Annotated in this window: 10 protein-coding genes and 3 pseudogenes; 5 read left to right on the forward strand and 8 right to left on the reverse strand. The window is 64.7% G+C overall.

Annotated features, from left to right (window positions below; genetic code table 11):
• Positions 1-367, forward strand: a 367-nt coding sequence (locus ACLIBK_RS22180; protein ID WP_415389491.1) for a transposase, incomplete at its 5' end; no start/stop codon positions are given.
• 96 nt (positions 368-463) lie between these two features.
• Here ACLIBK_RS22180 and ACLIBK_RS22185 read toward each other — a convergent pair.
• The 3 genes and pseudogenes from ACLIBK_RS22185 to ACLIBK_RS22195 all read right to left on the reverse strand — a co-directional run.
• Positions 464-643 (reverse strand): annotated as a pseudogene (locus ACLIBK_RS22185) (transposase); the annotation flags it as partial.
• Between the two features lie 199 nt (positions 644-842).
• Positions 843-3,143 carry a carbohydrate-binding domain-containing protein gene (locus ACLIBK_RS22190; protein WP_415389492.1) on the reverse strand — a complete coding sequence of 767 codons (2,301 nt, stop codon included), beginning with the start codon at positions 3,141-3,143 and terminating at the stop codon, positions 843-845.
• Between the two features lie 463 nt (positions 3,144-3,606).
• Positions 3,607-5,580 carry a carbohydrate-binding domain-containing protein gene (locus tag ACLIBK_RS22195; RefSeq protein WP_415389493.1) on the reverse strand — a complete coding sequence of 658 codons (1,974 nt, stop codon included), beginning with the start codon at positions 5,578-5,580 and terminating at the stop codon, positions 3,607-3,609.
• A gap of 554 nt (positions 5,581-6,134) precedes the next feature.
• Here ACLIBK_RS22195 and ACLIBK_RS22200 point away from each other — a divergent pair.
• Together ACLIBK_RS22200 and ACLIBK_RS22205 are read left to right on the forward strand one after the other, a co-directional pair.
• Positions 6,135-8,060 (forward strand): carbohydrate-binding domain-containing protein, encoded by a 1,926-nt coding sequence (locus tag ACLIBK_RS22200; RefSeq protein ID WP_415389494.1) that lies wholly within the window; start codon positions 6,135-6,137, stop codon positions 8,058-8,060.
• A gap of 143 nt (positions 8,061-8,203) precedes the next feature.
• A complete protein-coding gene (locus ACLIBK_RS22205) occupies positions 8,204-9,013 on the forward strand; it encodes an IS5 family transposase (protein ID WP_415389495.1) in 810 nt (269 codons plus the stop codon).
• 189 nt (positions 9,014-9,202) lie between these two features.
• On the opposite strand, the pseudogene ACLIBK_RS22210 reads toward ACLIBK_RS22205, so the two are convergent.
• Positions 9,203-10,272, reverse strand: a pseudogene (locus tag ACLIBK_RS22210) (IS256 family transposase); the annotation flags it as partial.
• 774 nt (positions 10,273-11,046) lie between these two features.
• On the opposite strand from ACLIBK_RS22210, the gene ACLIBK_RS22215 reads away from it, so the two are divergent.
• Entirely contained in the window at positions 11,047-11,352 is a 306-nt protein-coding gene (locus ACLIBK_RS22215; protein ID WP_415389496.1) for a hypothetical protein, read from the forward strand.
• Positions 11,353-11,450: 98 nt separating this feature from the next.
• Here ACLIBK_RS22215 and ACLIBK_RS22220 read toward each other — a convergent pair whose 3' ends face one another.
• The 3 genes and pseudogenes from ACLIBK_RS22220 to ACLIBK_RS22230 form a co-directional block, all read right to left on the reverse strand.
• A complete protein-coding gene (locus ACLIBK_RS22220) occupies positions 11,451-11,816 on the reverse strand; it encodes a hypothetical protein (protein ID WP_415389497.1) in 366 nt (121 codons plus the stop codon).
• Complete coding sequence (locus tag ACLIBK_RS22225; protein WP_415389498.1) at positions 11,813-12,475, reverse strand: AAA family ATPase; 663 nt, start codon at positions 12,473-12,475, stop codon at positions 11,813-11,815. Before ACLIBK_RS22225 ends, ACLIBK_RS22220 begins: the two co-directional genes overlap by 4 nt.
• 297 nt (positions 12,476-12,772) lie before the next feature.
• A pseudogene (locus tag ACLIBK_RS22230) lies at positions 12,773-13,837 on the reverse strand (DUF5131 family protein).
• A 162-nt stretch (positions 13,838-13,999) separates the two neighbouring features.
• On the opposite strand from ACLIBK_RS22230, the gene ACLIBK_RS22235 reads away from it, so the two are divergent.
• Positions 14,000-14,914 (forward strand): replication protein RepA, encoded by a 915-nt coding sequence (locus tag ACLIBK_RS22235; RefSeq protein WP_415389499.1) that lies wholly within the window; start codon positions 14,000-14,002, stop codon positions 14,912-14,914.
• Between the two features lie 205 nt (positions 14,915-15,119).
• Here ACLIBK_RS22235 and ACLIBK_RS22240 read toward each other — a convergent pair whose 3' ends face one another.
• Positions 15,120-15,851: a LysR family transcriptional regulator gene (locus ACLIBK_RS22240; RefSeq protein WP_415389500.1), complete on the reverse strand. Its 732-nt coding sequence runs from the start codon at positions 15,849-15,851 to the stop codon at positions 15,120-15,122.
• Positions 15,852-15,865 lie beyond the last annotated feature (14 nt).

The following is a 15,865-nucleotide window of genomic DNA, read 5'->3' on the forward strand; positions in this document are numbered from 1 at the left end:
CATGACGGCACCCATGGTGCTGGACGGCCCGATGAACGGCCCGGCCTTTCTGGCCTACACCGAGCAGATGCTCGCTCCCACGCTGCGGCGCGGCGACACGGTGATCATGGACAACCTGCCCGCCCACAAGGTCGCAGGCGTGCGGGCCGCCATCACGGCCAAGGGCGCTCGCTTGCGCCTGCTGCCGCCCTACTCGCCCGACTTCAACCCGATCGAGAACGCCTTCAGCAAGCTCAAGGCACTGCTGCGCAAGGCCGCAGCCCGCACTATCCCGGACCTCTGGGCCGCCATCGCCGATGCGCTCCCGCAGTTCACGCCCGCCGAGTGCGCCAACTACTTCACCGCGTGCGGCTATGAGCCGGAATGACCGGAAACTGCTCTAGACTGCTGGAGCAGTACCGCATGGCAGGACCGACCGGAACCTAGTTCCGGTCGGCACCGCGCCGGAATCTCAGGGCCCGCTTCATAACGGCTGAGCGAGACGCCTGACGAGGATCATCATGGCGGCAGGGGTGAAGAAGGCAGCGGCAGAGCTGACAGCGGCTTCATGGTCGCGGGCCAGGCGCCGGCATCGGCCGAACCAGGCGAAGGACCTCTCGACCACCCAACGCCGGGGCTGCACAGCGAAACCCTTTTGTCCCGGCGCGCTGCCGACGATGGTGACGGCGACATGCGAGTCGAGCACTCCTCGATGGGCGCCGTGTCTTTGCCCGAGGCGAAGATCACGGTCGCTGAGCTGTCTGGTACACGCCGTGGAGGGCTTGCATCCCGACTGCAGCAGCGGCAGCAATCGGGCCACAAGCACTCCCGGGGTAAGTCAGCCCTGGCAGCATGGAACCTGATCAGGCAAAGGCGATGCCGAACTGTCCGGCATCGCTGCTGGTGGCGTCATTCGCATCCGTGATGGTGAAATGGCCGAGAGGGTTGATGCTGCCCAGGGCGGAGCCGAAGACGCCAGCGTCGTTATAGACCGCGCTCTCGACATAGAGGTTGCGGTCGGTAGCGGCGGTGCCCTGCCACAGGTCGTTGAGGAACTGGACCTCGACATCATGCTCACTGGCCGCCCAGTCACCATAAACTTCCAACACTTCGAACTGCCCAGCGGCGTGAGAAGCGGAGGCGGTCAGCGTACCGCCGACCTGCTGGCCGTCAACGCTGACGGTGTACTGGGCGTGCCCCTGGTAGACATCCTCTGACAGCCTGAGCAGCAGCTTGTCCGGGCCACTACCCACTGTGGTGGTAGTGGCGGGCGTGACAGGCGAGGCGGCTTCGGTGAAGCTGAAGCTTGCGGAAGGGTTGATGCTGCCCGTGATAGTGCGGGCGACGGCAGTCTCGTTGTAGATGGCGCCCTCGACATAGAGGTTGCGGTCGGTCTCGGCAGTGCCTTGCCAGAGGTCGTTGAGGAACCGGACCTCGACGGCATGCTCGCCGGCTGCCCAGTCGCCATGCACTTCCAGCACCTCGAACTGGCCGGCGGCGTGCGAGGCGGAGGCGGTCAGTGTGCCACCGACCTGCTGACCGTCGACGCTGACCGTGAATTGTGCGTGTCCCCGGTAGTCGTCCTCTGACAGCCTCAGAAGCAGCTTGTCCGGACCACTCCCTACTGTGTGGTTGGGTGTGGCATGGGGGGAGGGCTTGCCCTCCGGAGTTTCGGCGGTGCTCGCGGGGCTGCCCGAGGAGATGTTGGTGAGCGCGAAGTGCTCGGCGCTGAACTTCGCCTTCTGGGCATGGAGGAAGGTCAGTGTTTCGCCGTTGTCGGAAGTGAGCACGACCGATGACCCGACCTGCTTGAGAGCGCCCAGAACGGCCGATGTTGTTGCGAAACCGTAGCCGTTGAGGAGCACGCGATCATGACCGTTCCCGGAGTCCGCGGCGAAGTCGGTGATGGTGTCGTAGCCCTCGCCCGCCTTGATGATGAACACGTCGCTGCCAGCGTTGCCGGTCAGGACATCGTCTCCCGCCTTGCCGTTCAGCCAGTCATCGCCGGCGGCACCGGTGATGTAGTTGCTCGCGCTGTTTCCGGTCAGGTGCAGGCTGTTGTCGGTCGCCGCCTCAAGGTTCTCGACATTGTCCGGCAGCACGTAGTCCATCCAGGTCCTGGCATTGTCCACGCCACCACCCGCCGCCTCAGTGATGGAGGCGTGCGAGTCACCGACGAGGTAGGTGTCGTCGCCGGCCTCGCCAGTTCGGGTCCGAAGATCGCCGTACTCGATGACGAACTGCTCGTTCTCATCACTACCTACGGTTGCATCTGAGGACAAATAAAGATCTGGCCCAGCACCCCTGACAGCCGCCACTGCGTGTGTGGCCGCCGCAACGGTCGGCTGCACCACGTCAGGGGTCGAAACGGGCTGCATCGACACGGCCTGAGCCGAGGCCTCGGCCGAGTAGGCCCGGACGTAATCAACATCCATGGTCGCCGAGGTGAAGTTGGTCGTGGTGGGTGCCCCACCCCAGCCGCTGCCCACGGCGAGGTTGACGATCATGTACATCGGCTTGTGCATGTCGGCGGGGGTGGCGATCTGCGCGACCTCTTCCCCATCGAAGTAGTAGGTCAGTGTGTCCGCGGTCCAGCGCAGGCCGTAGGTGTGGTAGCTGTCGGTGAGATCGGCGAGCACATTGGTCCAGTCCCCCGTGGTCGTGTTGTCGGGACCTGTGTGAGATGCCCAGTGCAGTTGATTGGGTTTGTCGCCGAAGGTTTCGAGCACGTCGATCTCGGGCGGCCAGGTATGGTCCTGCGCCATGAACCAGAAGGCCGGCCAGACGCCCTGGCCCTCCGGGAGCTTGGCGCGCATTTCGTAGTAGCCGTAGGTTTGCGCGAAGGTGCCTTCGGTGGTGATCATCCCGGAGGTAAAGGGCAGCCCACCGGTAGCGGATGGGTCCGAGGAGATGGCTGCCGTGATATGCAGCGCCCCGTCACCCGTCGAGAACGGGTTCGTTCCAACGGAGGCATCCGAGTAGAACTGCATCTCTCCGTTGCCGGAGAGCGTCCGTTCCCCGGATCCCCACCAGTAATGCGTCGACCAGGTGCCGTTGGCCGTCTGGGATTGCATGCTGGTGTTGGCGTTGCTGTTCCAGCTGAAGGCGTTGAACTCGTCGTCGAACGTCAGCTTGTACCCAGAGAGGTCGATTGAGCTTGCCATCGCACTCCTCCACTTCAGGGTGGAATACAACTAAAAGTTGTAAGGCGATTGTTGTTTCTCGTTATAGACGTACTCTCGTAATCGTGATTTTTCGTGCGGGAAGAGTGGCTGTCTGAGTTCCAGAAGCTGCAACCTTCGTCCGAGAACTTCCTGCCTCACTCTTGATCCTCCTTCCCGGTCGGGAGCCGGGCGTCTGTGGCCCGATGGGTGTTCTGGGCCATGCAGGCGCTCAGAGTGGAGGCTGTGGTTCCGACGGAGTTGATGACCTTTGAGGACACCGCGGCAAACCTGCCGTAGTTGCTGGACGGCATCCGCAGCCAGCGGCCGCTACACCCTGCCCTGCGGCTGCAGCAGCCCTGCCGACCTTGAGCAGCAACACGCCCGCGGCACTGTTGCAGTATCAGCCTAACCCTGTTCGGCCCTCGAGGGTCACTCCAGCAGATGCCCTCAATATGCTGTGCTATCAGGCAAAGGCGATGCCGAAGCGGTCAGCCTCGCTGCTGGTGCTGGCACTCATGTCCGTGACGGCGAACTGGCCCAGCGGGATGATGTTGCCCAGGGCGGTGCCGGGTACGACGGTGCCGTTGTATGTTGCGCCCTCGAGGTAGAGGTTGCGGTCAGTATCGGCGGTGCCCTGGTACAAGTCGTTGAGGAAGCGGACCTCCACGGCATGCTGGCCAGCCGCCCAGCTACCATGAACCTCCAGTGCCTCGAACTGACCGGCGGCGTGCGAGGCGGCAGCGGTCAGCGTGCCGCCGACCTGGACGCCGTCCACCTTGACGGTGAACTGCGCGTGGCCCTGGAACGCGTCCTCGGACAGCCGCAGCAGCAGGGTGTCCGAACCACTGCCGATCGTTGTTATGCGCACGGGTGCCGGGACGGCCGGCACGGTTCCGGCATCGAGGATGGCGAACTGGCCGAGGGGGTTGATGCTGCCCAGGGCGCTGCCGGGCACGGCAGCGCCGTTGTAGGTGGCACTCTCGACGTAGAGGTTGCGATCGGTGTCGGCGGTGCCCTGCCACAGGTCGTTGAGGAAGCGCAGCTCGACGGCATGCTGGCCGGCGGCCCAGTTGGCACGGACTTCCAGTGTCTCGAACTGACCGGCCGCGTGCGAGGCGGCAGCGGTCAGCGTACCGCCGACCTGGATGCCGTCCACCTTGACGGTGAACTGCGCGTGTCCCTGAAAAGCGTCCTCCGACAGCCGCAGCAGCAGCGTGTCTGCACCGCTGCCCACCGTGGTGGTACGGACAGGCGCAGGGGCGGTCGGTGCGGCTCCGGTATCGAGGACGGCGAACTGGCCCAGTGGGATGATGTTGCCCAGGGCAGTGCCGGGTACGGCAGCGCCGTTGTAGATGGCGCTCTCGAGGTAGAGGTTGCGGTCCGTATCGGCAGTGCCCTGGTACAGGTCGTTGAGGAAGCGGACCTGGACGGTATGCTGGCCGCCGGCCCAGTCGCCCCGCACAGCCACTGTTTCGGTCTGGCCAGCCGCGTGCGAGGCGTTGGCGGTCAGTGTGCCACCGACCTGCTTGCCATCGACGCTGACGGTGAACTGCGCGTGCCCTTGGTAGGCGTCCTCGGACAGTCGCAGCAGCAGCGTGTCGGAGCCGCTGCCGACCGTGTTGGTGACGGCCAGCACGGGGGTGGTGTTGGCGCCATCGGGCGAGGAGATCGGCTGCAGCGCCACGGCCTTGGCCGTGGGGTCGACGGAGTAGGCGCGAATGTAGTCGATCTGGAAGTGTGCTGGCAGGGCGTTCGGGTCCACCGCACCGGGCCACCGGCCGCCCGCGGCGAGGTTGGCCAGCATGTACATCGACTTGTCGGCGTAGACGGCAGGCGTGGGGGCCTGCCCAATCTCCTTGCCGTCGAAGTAGACGGTGATGTTGTAGTCGTCCCAGAGCATGCCGTAGGTGTGGTAGCCCGCCGTGAGACTGACGCCGGTGTCCAGCCAGCCACCGTCGCCGCCATTGGCGTTGCTGTGCCAGAAGTACTGGGTGTCACCGCCATCACCGCCGGGGCCTCGGCCACCGAGGAACTCCATGACGTCCAGTTCCGGCGGCCAAGTCTTGTCGGCGGACATCATCCAGAAGGCCGGCCACAAGCCCTGGCCTGACGGCAACTGAGCGCGGATCTCGAAGTAGCCCTCGTGCTGGGAGAAGCTATTCTCGGTGGTGATCAGGCCGGAGTTGATGGGCTGGCCTGCCGGGTTGAAGCCGGGGGCTGCGGTGATGTCGAGGACGCCGTTATGGACGCTGAACGGGTTCACGCCGACGGAGCTGTCCGAATAGTACTGCTGCTCGCCGTTGGAGCTGTTGTACCGACCGCCGTAGTAGAACTGCGTCTTCCAAGTCCCGCTGCTGCCGTCCGGTGATGATCTGAAGGTGTTGAACTCGTCATCGAAGGTGAGACGGTAGCCCTGGAGGTTCAGCAGCGCAGCCATTGAATATCGTTCCCAACTTAGAATTTTGAAGCAAACACAAGGAACGAGACCATGCCGACGCAGCACTGGACTGACTGGCACTGCGGGTGCTGCCCAACTACAGGCAGCGCCCACCTTCTGCTGACCAGTCGGAACAAAGCCAAGTTAGGATGGAACTCTTCGATAGTAGAGCATGACAGCAAAAGGGCGTACGAGCGGCATTCGTCGAAGAATTACAATTTCTGAGATATGTGGCCTTTCCGGCACAACCAGGCTAGGCAACTCTGCAACTTGCAGGGGAGAGCAGCTTTGTGGAGGCAGTTGTAACCAGAGGTGAGCCTAAGCACTTGCCCGCAATCCTGTATGCGACTTGTGCAGAAATCGTGGCATCTGTGTTGCCACACTGTTGCGCGCTCCTCCTGCGCTGCAGTGAGTGCTGCAAATCTTCCTAGATCAAGGTAGGTTGAAGTAGCGTGTGCGAGCGATTCTTGCTGCGCTGCACATTCCAAGGCGCGGCTTAGAGCGTCCAGAGCCAACTCACGTGTAAGTGTGCCGCGACCTCACAGGGTAGGCACATGACGCAGCTCGGCGTGTACGTTGGTAATGACCCCGGCGCAGTGAACAACTTCGAACAGTGGCTCGGTCATCCTGTCGATGCCGTGTTGGGGTATGTCGGGAATGCGAACTGGGGTGACTTCGTCGGATCGGCGAACTGGGCCGCGACCCAGCTCTGGACCCAGATCGACCGCCCGGTCCTCTGGTCCGTGCCACTGACCGTCAATGGCGCCAGTCTCGAGGCAGGGGCTTGGGGCGCCTACGACGGCTACTTCCGCTCGGCGGCGAACTCGCTCGCGAACTTCCGCCCGGAGGACGAGCATATCTACATCCGCACGGGCTGGGAGTTCAACGGTGACTGGTTCCCCTGGTCAGCACAGGGGCATGAACAGGCCTTTGTCGACACCTTCCGCCATTTCGTCGATACGTTTCGCTCCGTTTCGGACCGCTTCGTTTTCGAGTGGAACGTCACCAACACCGATCACGGGATGAACCCCGAAGCCGCTTACCCGGGGGATGCCTACGTGGACGTCATCGGGATGGACTTCTACCAGCACCCGCAGTGGAGCTCCTACGACGCTTCCAAGGCCTTCGATGTCATGGTTGATCGTCCCCAGGGGCTGCGGTGGCTGGAGAACTTCGCAGACGCCCATGGAAAGCCCACGGCCTACTCGGAATGGGGAGTGCAGGGGAACGACTCAGCTGCCTACGTGCAGAAGGCAGCCGGCTGGTTCAAGGATCACGACGTCGTCTACCAGACGTACTGGAACAGCGACGCTGACTATCCTGGCAAGCTGTCCGATGGCAGCGAGCCAGCAACCGGCGCGGCTTATAAGGCCGCTTTTCCGGCCAGTTCCAACGGCAATGCACCGTCAGGCAGCAGTGGCACGTTGGTGGTGCGGCTGTCGGAGGACGCCTACCAGGGGCATGCGCAGTTCACCGTGGCCGTTGACGGTCAGACGCTCGGCGGCGTGCAGACCGTGACCGCGTCGCATGCCGCTGGCCAGACGCAGGACTTCGCCTTCGGCGTCGGCTTCAACTCCGGCAACCACAGGGTATCGGTGAACTTCCTCAACGATGCCAACGGCGGTTTGCCGGGTACCGACCGTAACCTTTACGTCGACGCCATCTCGCTGGACGGGCGTACTTACGCCGACAGTTCCGTATCTTTGTACAGCGCCGGTGCGCACCAGTTTACCTTGAAAGACAAGGACCTCCTCTCTTCGGGCGACAGCGGCAACGCACCGTCGGGCACCAGCGGCAAGCTGGTGGTGCGACTGTCCGAGAACGCCTACCAGGGCCACGCGCAGTTCACCGTCAGCGTCGATGGCAAGCAGCTCGGTGGCGTGCAGACCGCGACGGCGTCGCACGCCGATGGCCGAACGCAGGACTTCGCCTTCGACGTCGGCTTCAGCTCCGGCAACCACAAGGTTGCGGTGAACTTCCTCAACGATGCATATGGCGGCTCGTCCAGCACCGATCGCAACCTCTACGTCGACTCCATTTCGCTGGACAGTCGCGCCTACGCAGGTAGCTCCGCCTCCCTGCTGAGCCCGGGGCCGCACGAGTTCACCCTGAAGGACAAGGATCTGGGCTCATCCGGTGGCGGCAAGCTGATGGTGCGGCTATCGGAGGACGCCTACCAAGGGCATGCGCAGTTCACCGTCAGCGTCGATGGCAAGCAGCTCGGGGGCGTGCAGACCGCAACAGCCTCCCATGCCGCTGGCCGGACGCAGGATTTCGCCTTCGACGTCGGCTTCAACTCCGGCAACCACAAGGTCACGGTGAACTTCCTCAACGACGCCTATGGCGGCTCGGCCAGCACCGATCGCAACCTCTACGTCGACTCCATCTCGCTGGACGGCCATAGCTATGCTGGCAGCTCCGCGTCCCTGTTCAGCCCAGGCCCCCACGAGTTCAATCTTGCAGATAGCCTGTGGCACTGATCGCGCTGAATGGGGCGGCGGAGAACCCGACCTAGACCAGATGTCCGTCTGAGAGCCTGTTTGAGCGGCCCTCTGCCGTCTGTCCCCATCTACTCCTGAGGTGAACACCGCGAACCGCCTGGCGGGGCGGAGGGGTGGGAGAGATGTGGACGGAGCGGCATCGGGCACGCCACGCGGCGCGCCTGAAGCACATGGTTTCGAGTTGCGCGGTGCGCGAGGTGGCGGACTGGCTGGAGCGGGCTGATCCACCCAGCAGCGACGGTGCCACGCCGACCCTTGCCGTGGTGCGGGCGATCGCGTGGCACCTGCGGGTGGGCGGTGGATGGCGGGCACTGCCGCCGGACATGCCGCCATGGCGGACGGTGTACGGCTGGTTTCGGCGCTGGCAGGCCCTAGGCCTGTTCGGGCGCATGATGCGCGACCTGGCTCGGCTGCGCCGTCGCGCGGCGGGCCGCAGGGCCGAGCCAAGGCTGGCGATCATCGACACGCAAACGGTGAAGTGCATCCCGGTGCGCGGGCCACGGGGCTTCGACGCTGCCAAGCGGACGTTGGGGCGCAAGCGGGTGGCCATGGTGGATGCCGACGGCAACTGGCTGGCCATCGCCGTCGTCCCGGCCTCGGTTCAGGAGCGCGACACCTTGCCTGCACTCGACGATGGCAAGGTGGCCTGGCCGAGCCTGCGGGTTGCGATCCTCGACGGCGCCTTCACCGCCGAGCGCTGCCGCGAGTGGTCAAACCTGCACGGCATGCGCCAGGAGGTCGTCGTGCGGCCCCCAGGTCAGCGGGGTTTCGCCGTACTGCCCCGGCGATGGGTGGTCGAGCGCAGCTTCGGCTGGCTCGCCCACTGGGGTGGCCTGCTGCGTGACCGTGCCGGTCGCCTCGACGTCGCAGCCGCGCGTCTCGCCTGCGCCGCCGTACTCGCGGCCACCGAGGCCCTCATCAATCCGCTCTGATCTCGCTCAAACAGGCTCTGAGGCGGGGGTGGCCCGCCTCGAACTGTGCAGGAATGACGAGGGTTGCGCCGGGTGGGCCGACGCCTTGCCTCAGCACAGGAGACGGGCCGTGGGAGAGCGTATCACCTTTTGTCGGGTCGTGTCCGTCAACGTGGTGGAAAATGCGGTGTAGATTGAGGTGGCCACGGGTCAGGCGGCTGTGGTGGCAATCTGGGTTTGCACAGCGTCGGCCAGGGCCGGTGTAAGTTCGGCCATGGCCTCGGTCTGCATGTAGCGGTGCTGGAGCTGCCACTCATCGGTGACCTCCAGGAGCACGGCACCGATCAGCCGAACGATCGAGCCTTCGTTAGGAAAGATGCCGACCACGTCGGCCCGGCGTTTGAGCTCCTTGTTGAGGCGCTCCAGCGGGTTGGTGCTGTGGATCTTGGCCCGGTGCTGGGTGGGAAAGTCCAGATGGGTGAGCACGTCGGCCTCGCTCTCGTCGAGAAACGCGCCAAGCCGGGGCCAGCGGGGGCGGAGCTGGTCGGCCACATGCCGTAGCGTCTGGCTGGCGCTGACCCGATCAGGCTGGATAAAGGCTTGGCGGAGTGCGGCCGACGCCATGCTCTGGTGGGCCTTGGGGACATAGGACAACGCATTGCGCATCCAGTGCACCCGGCAGCGCTGCCATGACGCCCCACCACCCGGCGGATCGCCGCCTTGAGCCCCTCGTGCGCGTCCGAGATCACCAGCTTCACGCCATGCAGGCCGCGGCGCACCAGGCTCTTGAGGAAGGTGGCCCAGAAGGTCTCGGCCTCGGAGGGGCCGATATGCAGCCCCACGATTTCGCGCTTGCCGTCCGTGTTCGCCGCCACGGCCATTATGGCGGCCACCGAGACGATGCGGCCGCCCTCGCGCTGCTTGACGTCCAGCCAGAGGTACGGCCATTCGCCGGTCAACGGCCGGTCCAGAAAGGCACCCACGCGCTCATCGATGTCGCGGCACAGCTTGGACACCGTGCTCTTGCTGATCCCTGCCAGTCCCATCGCCTGCACCAGGTCGTCCACCCGCCGGGTCGACACGCGGCTGACCCAGGCTTCCTGGATTACCGCTACCAGCGCCTTCTCCGACGTCTTTCGGGGCTCCAGGAACGGCGGGAAGTAGCTGCCCTGCCGCAGCTTGGGGATGCGCAGCTGCAGGCTGCCCAGCCGGGTGTCGAGCGTCCGGTCGCGGTAGCCGTTGCGATACGTCGTGCGCTCGCCCGATCGCTCGTGCCGCCCTCCGCTTCTCTTTCGAGGCGGGCCGCGTCCTGCGCGGCAATCCTCGGCGCCGCCTCGGCCGACAGGGCGTCGCAGGGCTCGGGGATCAGCGCGGGCTGGCAGATGCGGCACAGCACGGCAGTCACCCGGTCGAAGGCGGCGGGACGGGCCATCACCAGGCGCAGGACGTGCGGGGCGTGCTGGGCGGCGATCACGGGCGCTTCGCCCAGGTCACGGCGTTGTCGGCCTGCAGGATCATCCCGGCGGCGGCGAGGTAGGCCGGCGTCACGACCCCCAGGTCTCAGTGCACGCCCGATAACGGCTGGTTATCGTGCCTGAATGGCTGCTCAGAAACGTTCGTTGGGCCTATTTTCGCGGGAAGCTGAGGCGGACATGGCAGACCAACCTCAGACTTGGTGGACGATGGCGAGAGGCGTTTCTGCAGTGAGGCACGGCTGTGCGTCAGGGCCATGATGACCAAATTGCCCGTCACCAGTTCCGGTGCGGCCGGTAGCCAAGCCCAACCCTTCAGCGCGCAGAAGTCGTTGAAGGCCTGCCAGCTGGAGCGTTAAGCGCCGAGGGTCGTCGGCGAGATGGCGGCCCATGCGCAGTATTCCGTCTTGCTCCGGGCCGCCAGCTCGGCCGAGGCTGTCCGGGAAGGCATCCTCGCCAGGGCTTCGCCCTCGGACCTTACATGTATTCTTCACATTTCTGACGTGGGCCCCATTCACCGCGGCCTGTCCAGACACTTAGAAAGCAGGTCGAGGCGCTCGAAAAACAAGCGAGCCCGCCGTCGTGACGCACGATGCTTGTGCCGATTGGCCGAAGGGCGTCCGGCCGATCGACGTGGCGGAGTTCCATCGGCTCGGCATCGACGGCGAGAACAAGCTCTACTGGAGCGGCAAGGAGATGAACTACAAGCTCAAGCTGAACTGGTGGCAAAACGCCGTTGCCGGCCTTGCCATCATGGCTTCCCTCGCGACGATCGCCTCCGGGGTGCAAACCGCATCCCTCTACCTTTGCGCCCGCGGAACATCGGCCGGCTCGGATGCCCGCCTCCTGGAGTGGTTGTACCGGCGCAGGCCACCGTCCCTCCCCTGATCGCACCGGCCCCGCCGCAAGCACCTTGGGCTGCTTCGTTGCTCTAAAGCGACAAGGCATCTTGGACAAGATGCTTTGTCGCTTCTTCGCCTTTCCTCCTACTTCTTCCAGCGGCGTCGGTCTTTGACAAGGTCGGCATCCTCCAGGCGTAGACCAGCCTGCCGCAAGGCACTGAGGATCAGGTAGGTCTTGGTCACCCCTTGTCCCGCCGCTTGCACCGACAGCTCCCGGTCGAGGTAATCTGGGCAGTCGAACCGGACGCTGACCAGGGGCGCCAGGACCTTGGGTGGCAACGACGGTTCCGCGGGAGCGATCTGGGTGGATGATCCCCAGCGCTCGCCGATTTCCCGAGAATGCGCCTCGACCGCGTCATCGGGCAGCTCTTCCCTGGGCTTCAAGTTGAGCGCAAGCTTGCGGGGCGGCGTGCGCACCTCGTCGGTGATCGAGGGCAGTTTCGTGCTCATGCGGCCTCCGCGAGCGTAGAGATGCGCTGCAGCAGCTCGGCCGTGAAGGCGGCGACGTTGGCTGCTGCCGAGCCGTTCGGGTCGACCTGACGCGGCACGTGGCCCGTGATGTGGATCTCGCGAAACGCCGCACGCTCCATGACGGCCGTTCTTAGGATAGGCACCTGCCCCTCCCCTTCCACACTCTGTCGGACGTGCCGGGCGGAACGGCTTTCAAAGCCGGAGAGCACGCGCGTCCAGACGATTGCCCGCGCGATTGGGGATCGCGCCAGCTCCTGGGCGTCGTCGATTTGCGCCACCGTTTTCATGGCGGCGCGCACGTCGGGTAGCGACGCTTGGCTAGGAACGAGCACAAAGTGCGACCGGTGCAGCGCCTTCAGTGCCAGGGTTGAAGACCCGCCGGGCAGGTCGACCAGCACCACCTCGCTTTCGCCCTCCGCTTTCCGGAGTAGGGCGAGGATGTTGTCCTCCCTCACCTCGCCGACGACTTTCAGGCCTGCGATATCAGTCTTACGACCGAACGCCACCGCCTGCTGGTTAAGGTCGGCGTCGATCAGGGTCACGCGGTAGCCGTCCAGCGCCAGCTCGGAGGCGAACAGAATGGCGCACGTCGTCTTAGACACCCCCCCCTTGTCGCTGGCGATTGAGATGGTTGCCATGGCGCCTTACTCCGGCAAAGCAAAGCCGCCTTGTAGCACTAAGGCAGGGAAGCACGAAAGCAGCCATCTCATATTGCCTTAAAGCATCTTGTTCAAGATGCTTCTCGGACGGACAGGGTCTGAGAGCAGCTGTCGTACCCGTCTCTGGTTGAGTAGTGGCGGCCTGCAAAAGGACAGATGAGGCATTCCGAACAAGATGCTTGAAAGCAGAAAAGCGTAGTTCACGGAAGGCGGGATGATCGGGCTGAGCACCCAGCTAGCGACGGGTGATCAGGAGGGCATCTCTGCCTTGATGCTTTAAGGCAGGTAGGAGGCTATTGATCGAAGCTGTCCAGGGTCTGGTGGATCCAGTTGCTCATTCCGCGCAAGCATCACAGGCGGCAGCTGTCGGGGGTATTCGATCCATTCGCGCCCATCGAGCTCGCGTCCGCCTTGCTTTGGCCGGAAGCCACCCCACTGCTTGAAGAAGAAGGGTACATCGGCGGCGACGCACTGGTCGCGCACCCCGCGCACCCACTCGATCTGCATCGGTCGCGCGCGCGGCCCGCTCTCTCCGCCTACGATAACCCAATCGATGCCGGACAGGTCCATGGGGCCAATCGGGCCGAGGAGAGGCTCGACCGAGAGGAAGCAGATGGAGGCTAGCGTCTGCTGCAGGTGCCGAATGCGCGAGAGGCGCGCGCGATCCTCGACGGACACGCCGAGCCAGATGTGCGGGGTAGGGGGCCTGCGCGCGTAGCGGGCCTTGAGGAAGTCGCGCATCAGGCTGCTGCGCTTGGTCAGCATCTGGAACTGGTGCCAGTGGGCCAATTCCATCGTGTCAAAAACCTGGCCGACGTGGGCGGATGGCACATCCTTGTGGAAGAGGTCGCTCATGGAGCTGACGAAGATCTTGCGCGGGCGTGTCCAGAGCAGCGGCTGCTGGAGCCGCTTCGGCCAGAGGGTAAGGTCGAAACCTTACTAGAAGGGGTGTCCGGGAGTGCCGCAGAAACGCTCGGAGAGGCGGGCGGCATAGCAGTTATCACAGCCGGGGCTGACCTTCGTGGAACCCGTCACCGGGTTCCACGTCGCATCCGTCCATTCTATCTGGCTTGCATCCGCCATGTTTAGCCCCGGAACAGACCAAGAGTCTCGCATGGGTGGGTGAGAACGGACAAGCTGATCATCAGAATCCATATCTGCCGAGCTGACCACCCACCAGGGGGGCCGATCTCGACTCGGGCTCACCAAAGTCCCCACCCTTGGAGGGGGCCGAGTCGGGATCACCCGGTCCCGGGATGCCGATGTCCGGCCATCCACAGACACCCGGGGACTCTGGCGAGACAGGTGGGGACTATGGTGAGAGGTCCCCACGGGAATCATTGGGTTTTCCGAAGTTGTCCCGGGGGCTTTGGTGAGCAAGCTAATAGTAGACTCTCAAAAAGCTCTTCTAGTAGCTGCTCGCCAGAGTCCCCAGTTCCCGAAGACACCCATCCAGTGCCAGTTTGCATACATTGGGGGCTGGCGATGGGACAGGTTCACAAAGTGCTGCAGGAGCACGGGAGGCAAGCCGCGATCGAGATGGACGCGGCACCCCGCGACGTCATCGAAACCGCCGCCCGTTACCTCTCCGAAGAAGACAACGCGCTCGCATTTGCCTATTCCGGCTGGGCACAGTGTGCCCTGCCTCACCGTCGTGTCGCCCCTGGCGAGGTTTGGGAAGTTGCCTCGGACCGCATGCGCTTGGTGGTGGAGCCTGGGCGTCGCCCTTCCGGCAAGGACGGCCTGGGGCCGCTGGAGCACGTAAGCGTCCCATTTGGATCCTATGCCCGTCTAATCCTTCTGTATCTACAGACAGAAGCGTTGAAATCGGGCAGCCCCGAGGTCGAGCTTGGCCGTTCCTGGAGGGACTGGATGGCCCGGATCGGCGTGCCCTGGGGCGGAAAGTCAGGCCGTGGGGTGCGCGAGCAGGCTGAGCTGCTAAGCCGTTGCCGCCTCACGTTCCACCTCGTCGGCCAGGGGCGCGCGGGGTTGGTGAACAGCGCCATCGTCGACCGCGCCCTGTTCATGGACGAAGGCGAAGACCGCCAGGGACGTCTCAACCTGGAGACGGCCCGACTCAGCCAGACCTTCTTCGAACAGCTTCGGAAGCATCCCATCCCGCTGGAGGAGGGGGCGATAAAGGCTTTGTCAAACAATAGCGCGGCCCTGGATTGCTACGTCTGGCTTGCCTACCGCCTGCACAGCCTGGAGAAGGCGCGGCTCGTGACGTGGGCCGCCCTCAAAGCCCAACACGGCCAGGGCTTCAAGCAGCTTTACCACTTCAAATCGAAGTTTCCAGGTATCCTGGAGATGGCGACCGCCGTCTACCCAACTGCAGACATCGAGGTGAAGGACGAGGGCGTCCTGCTCAAGCCCTCGAAGCCGCCAGTCCCACCCCGGCTGGTCGCCTCCCGGTAGGCCTCACCAAAGTCCCCAGATCACGCAAGTAGGTCACCACCTGATGACGGGGTGACCACCAACTTCCTCTTGGCGACCTTCCCACCCAGTTCCCGGCTCAGAGCTGCGGGCCGCCGTGCGCAGGATCGGCTTGGCCGCGGCGAGCAGGTCCTCCAGCGAACGGAATGATTTCACCGCTTCTGCACTGGCGAAAGCTCGGCCTCGCTCATCGCAGTTGCTCAGCCAGGAACTCCACAAAGGTTCGGACGCGGGCTGGCACGTTGGGGCCGCCCACGAACACCGCGTGGATCGTCTCCTCGTCGCCGGGGTTGTAGCGCTCCAGCAGCGGCACCAGCCGTCCTGCCGCGATGTCGTCCGCCACGCTGAAGGCGCCCACCCGGGCGATGCCGGCCCCGGCCAGTGCCAACTGGCCGAGCGTTTCGCCGTTGTTGGCTTCCATGCTGCCGCGGATGGCCAGGGCATAGTCCCGCCCGTCCTCGCGGAACGGCCAGATCGGATCGGTCCGGCGGAAGTTGAAGGTCAGGCAGTCGTGCCCGTGCAGCGCTTCCGGCACCTCCGGCCTCCCGCGCCGCGCGAACTCGCCCAGCAGCGGCACGACGCACAGCCGCCCGTGCGAGAGCGAAGCGCTTACCCGCAGCCGGCCCTGCGGCGCCCCCTGGTCGGCTATCGCACCTTCCGCGTCGTCGAGATCGGCCAGCACGCGCCGCGCCGTGGCGAGATAGGCCTGCCCCTCGGCGGTGAGTGCCAAGTGGCGGGTGGTCCGCAGCACCAGCCGCACGCCCAGCCGTTGCTCGATCCGGTCCACGGCGCGGCTGACCGCAGACGGCGTCAGGCCGAGCGTACGACCCGCCGCCGAGAAGCTGCCCGTGGCGGCCACCGCGACGAAGACCTCCAGGGCGCGGGCACGGTCCAGTCCGGGCTGCGGCTTTGCGCTCAAGACAAAGATCCTTG

The organism is Roseomonas sp. BN140053, assembly GCF_047690175.1.
In the GTDB taxonomy this organism is placed as follows: Bacteria; Pseudomonadota; Alphaproteobacteria; order Acetobacterales; family Acetobacteraceae; genus Roseomonas.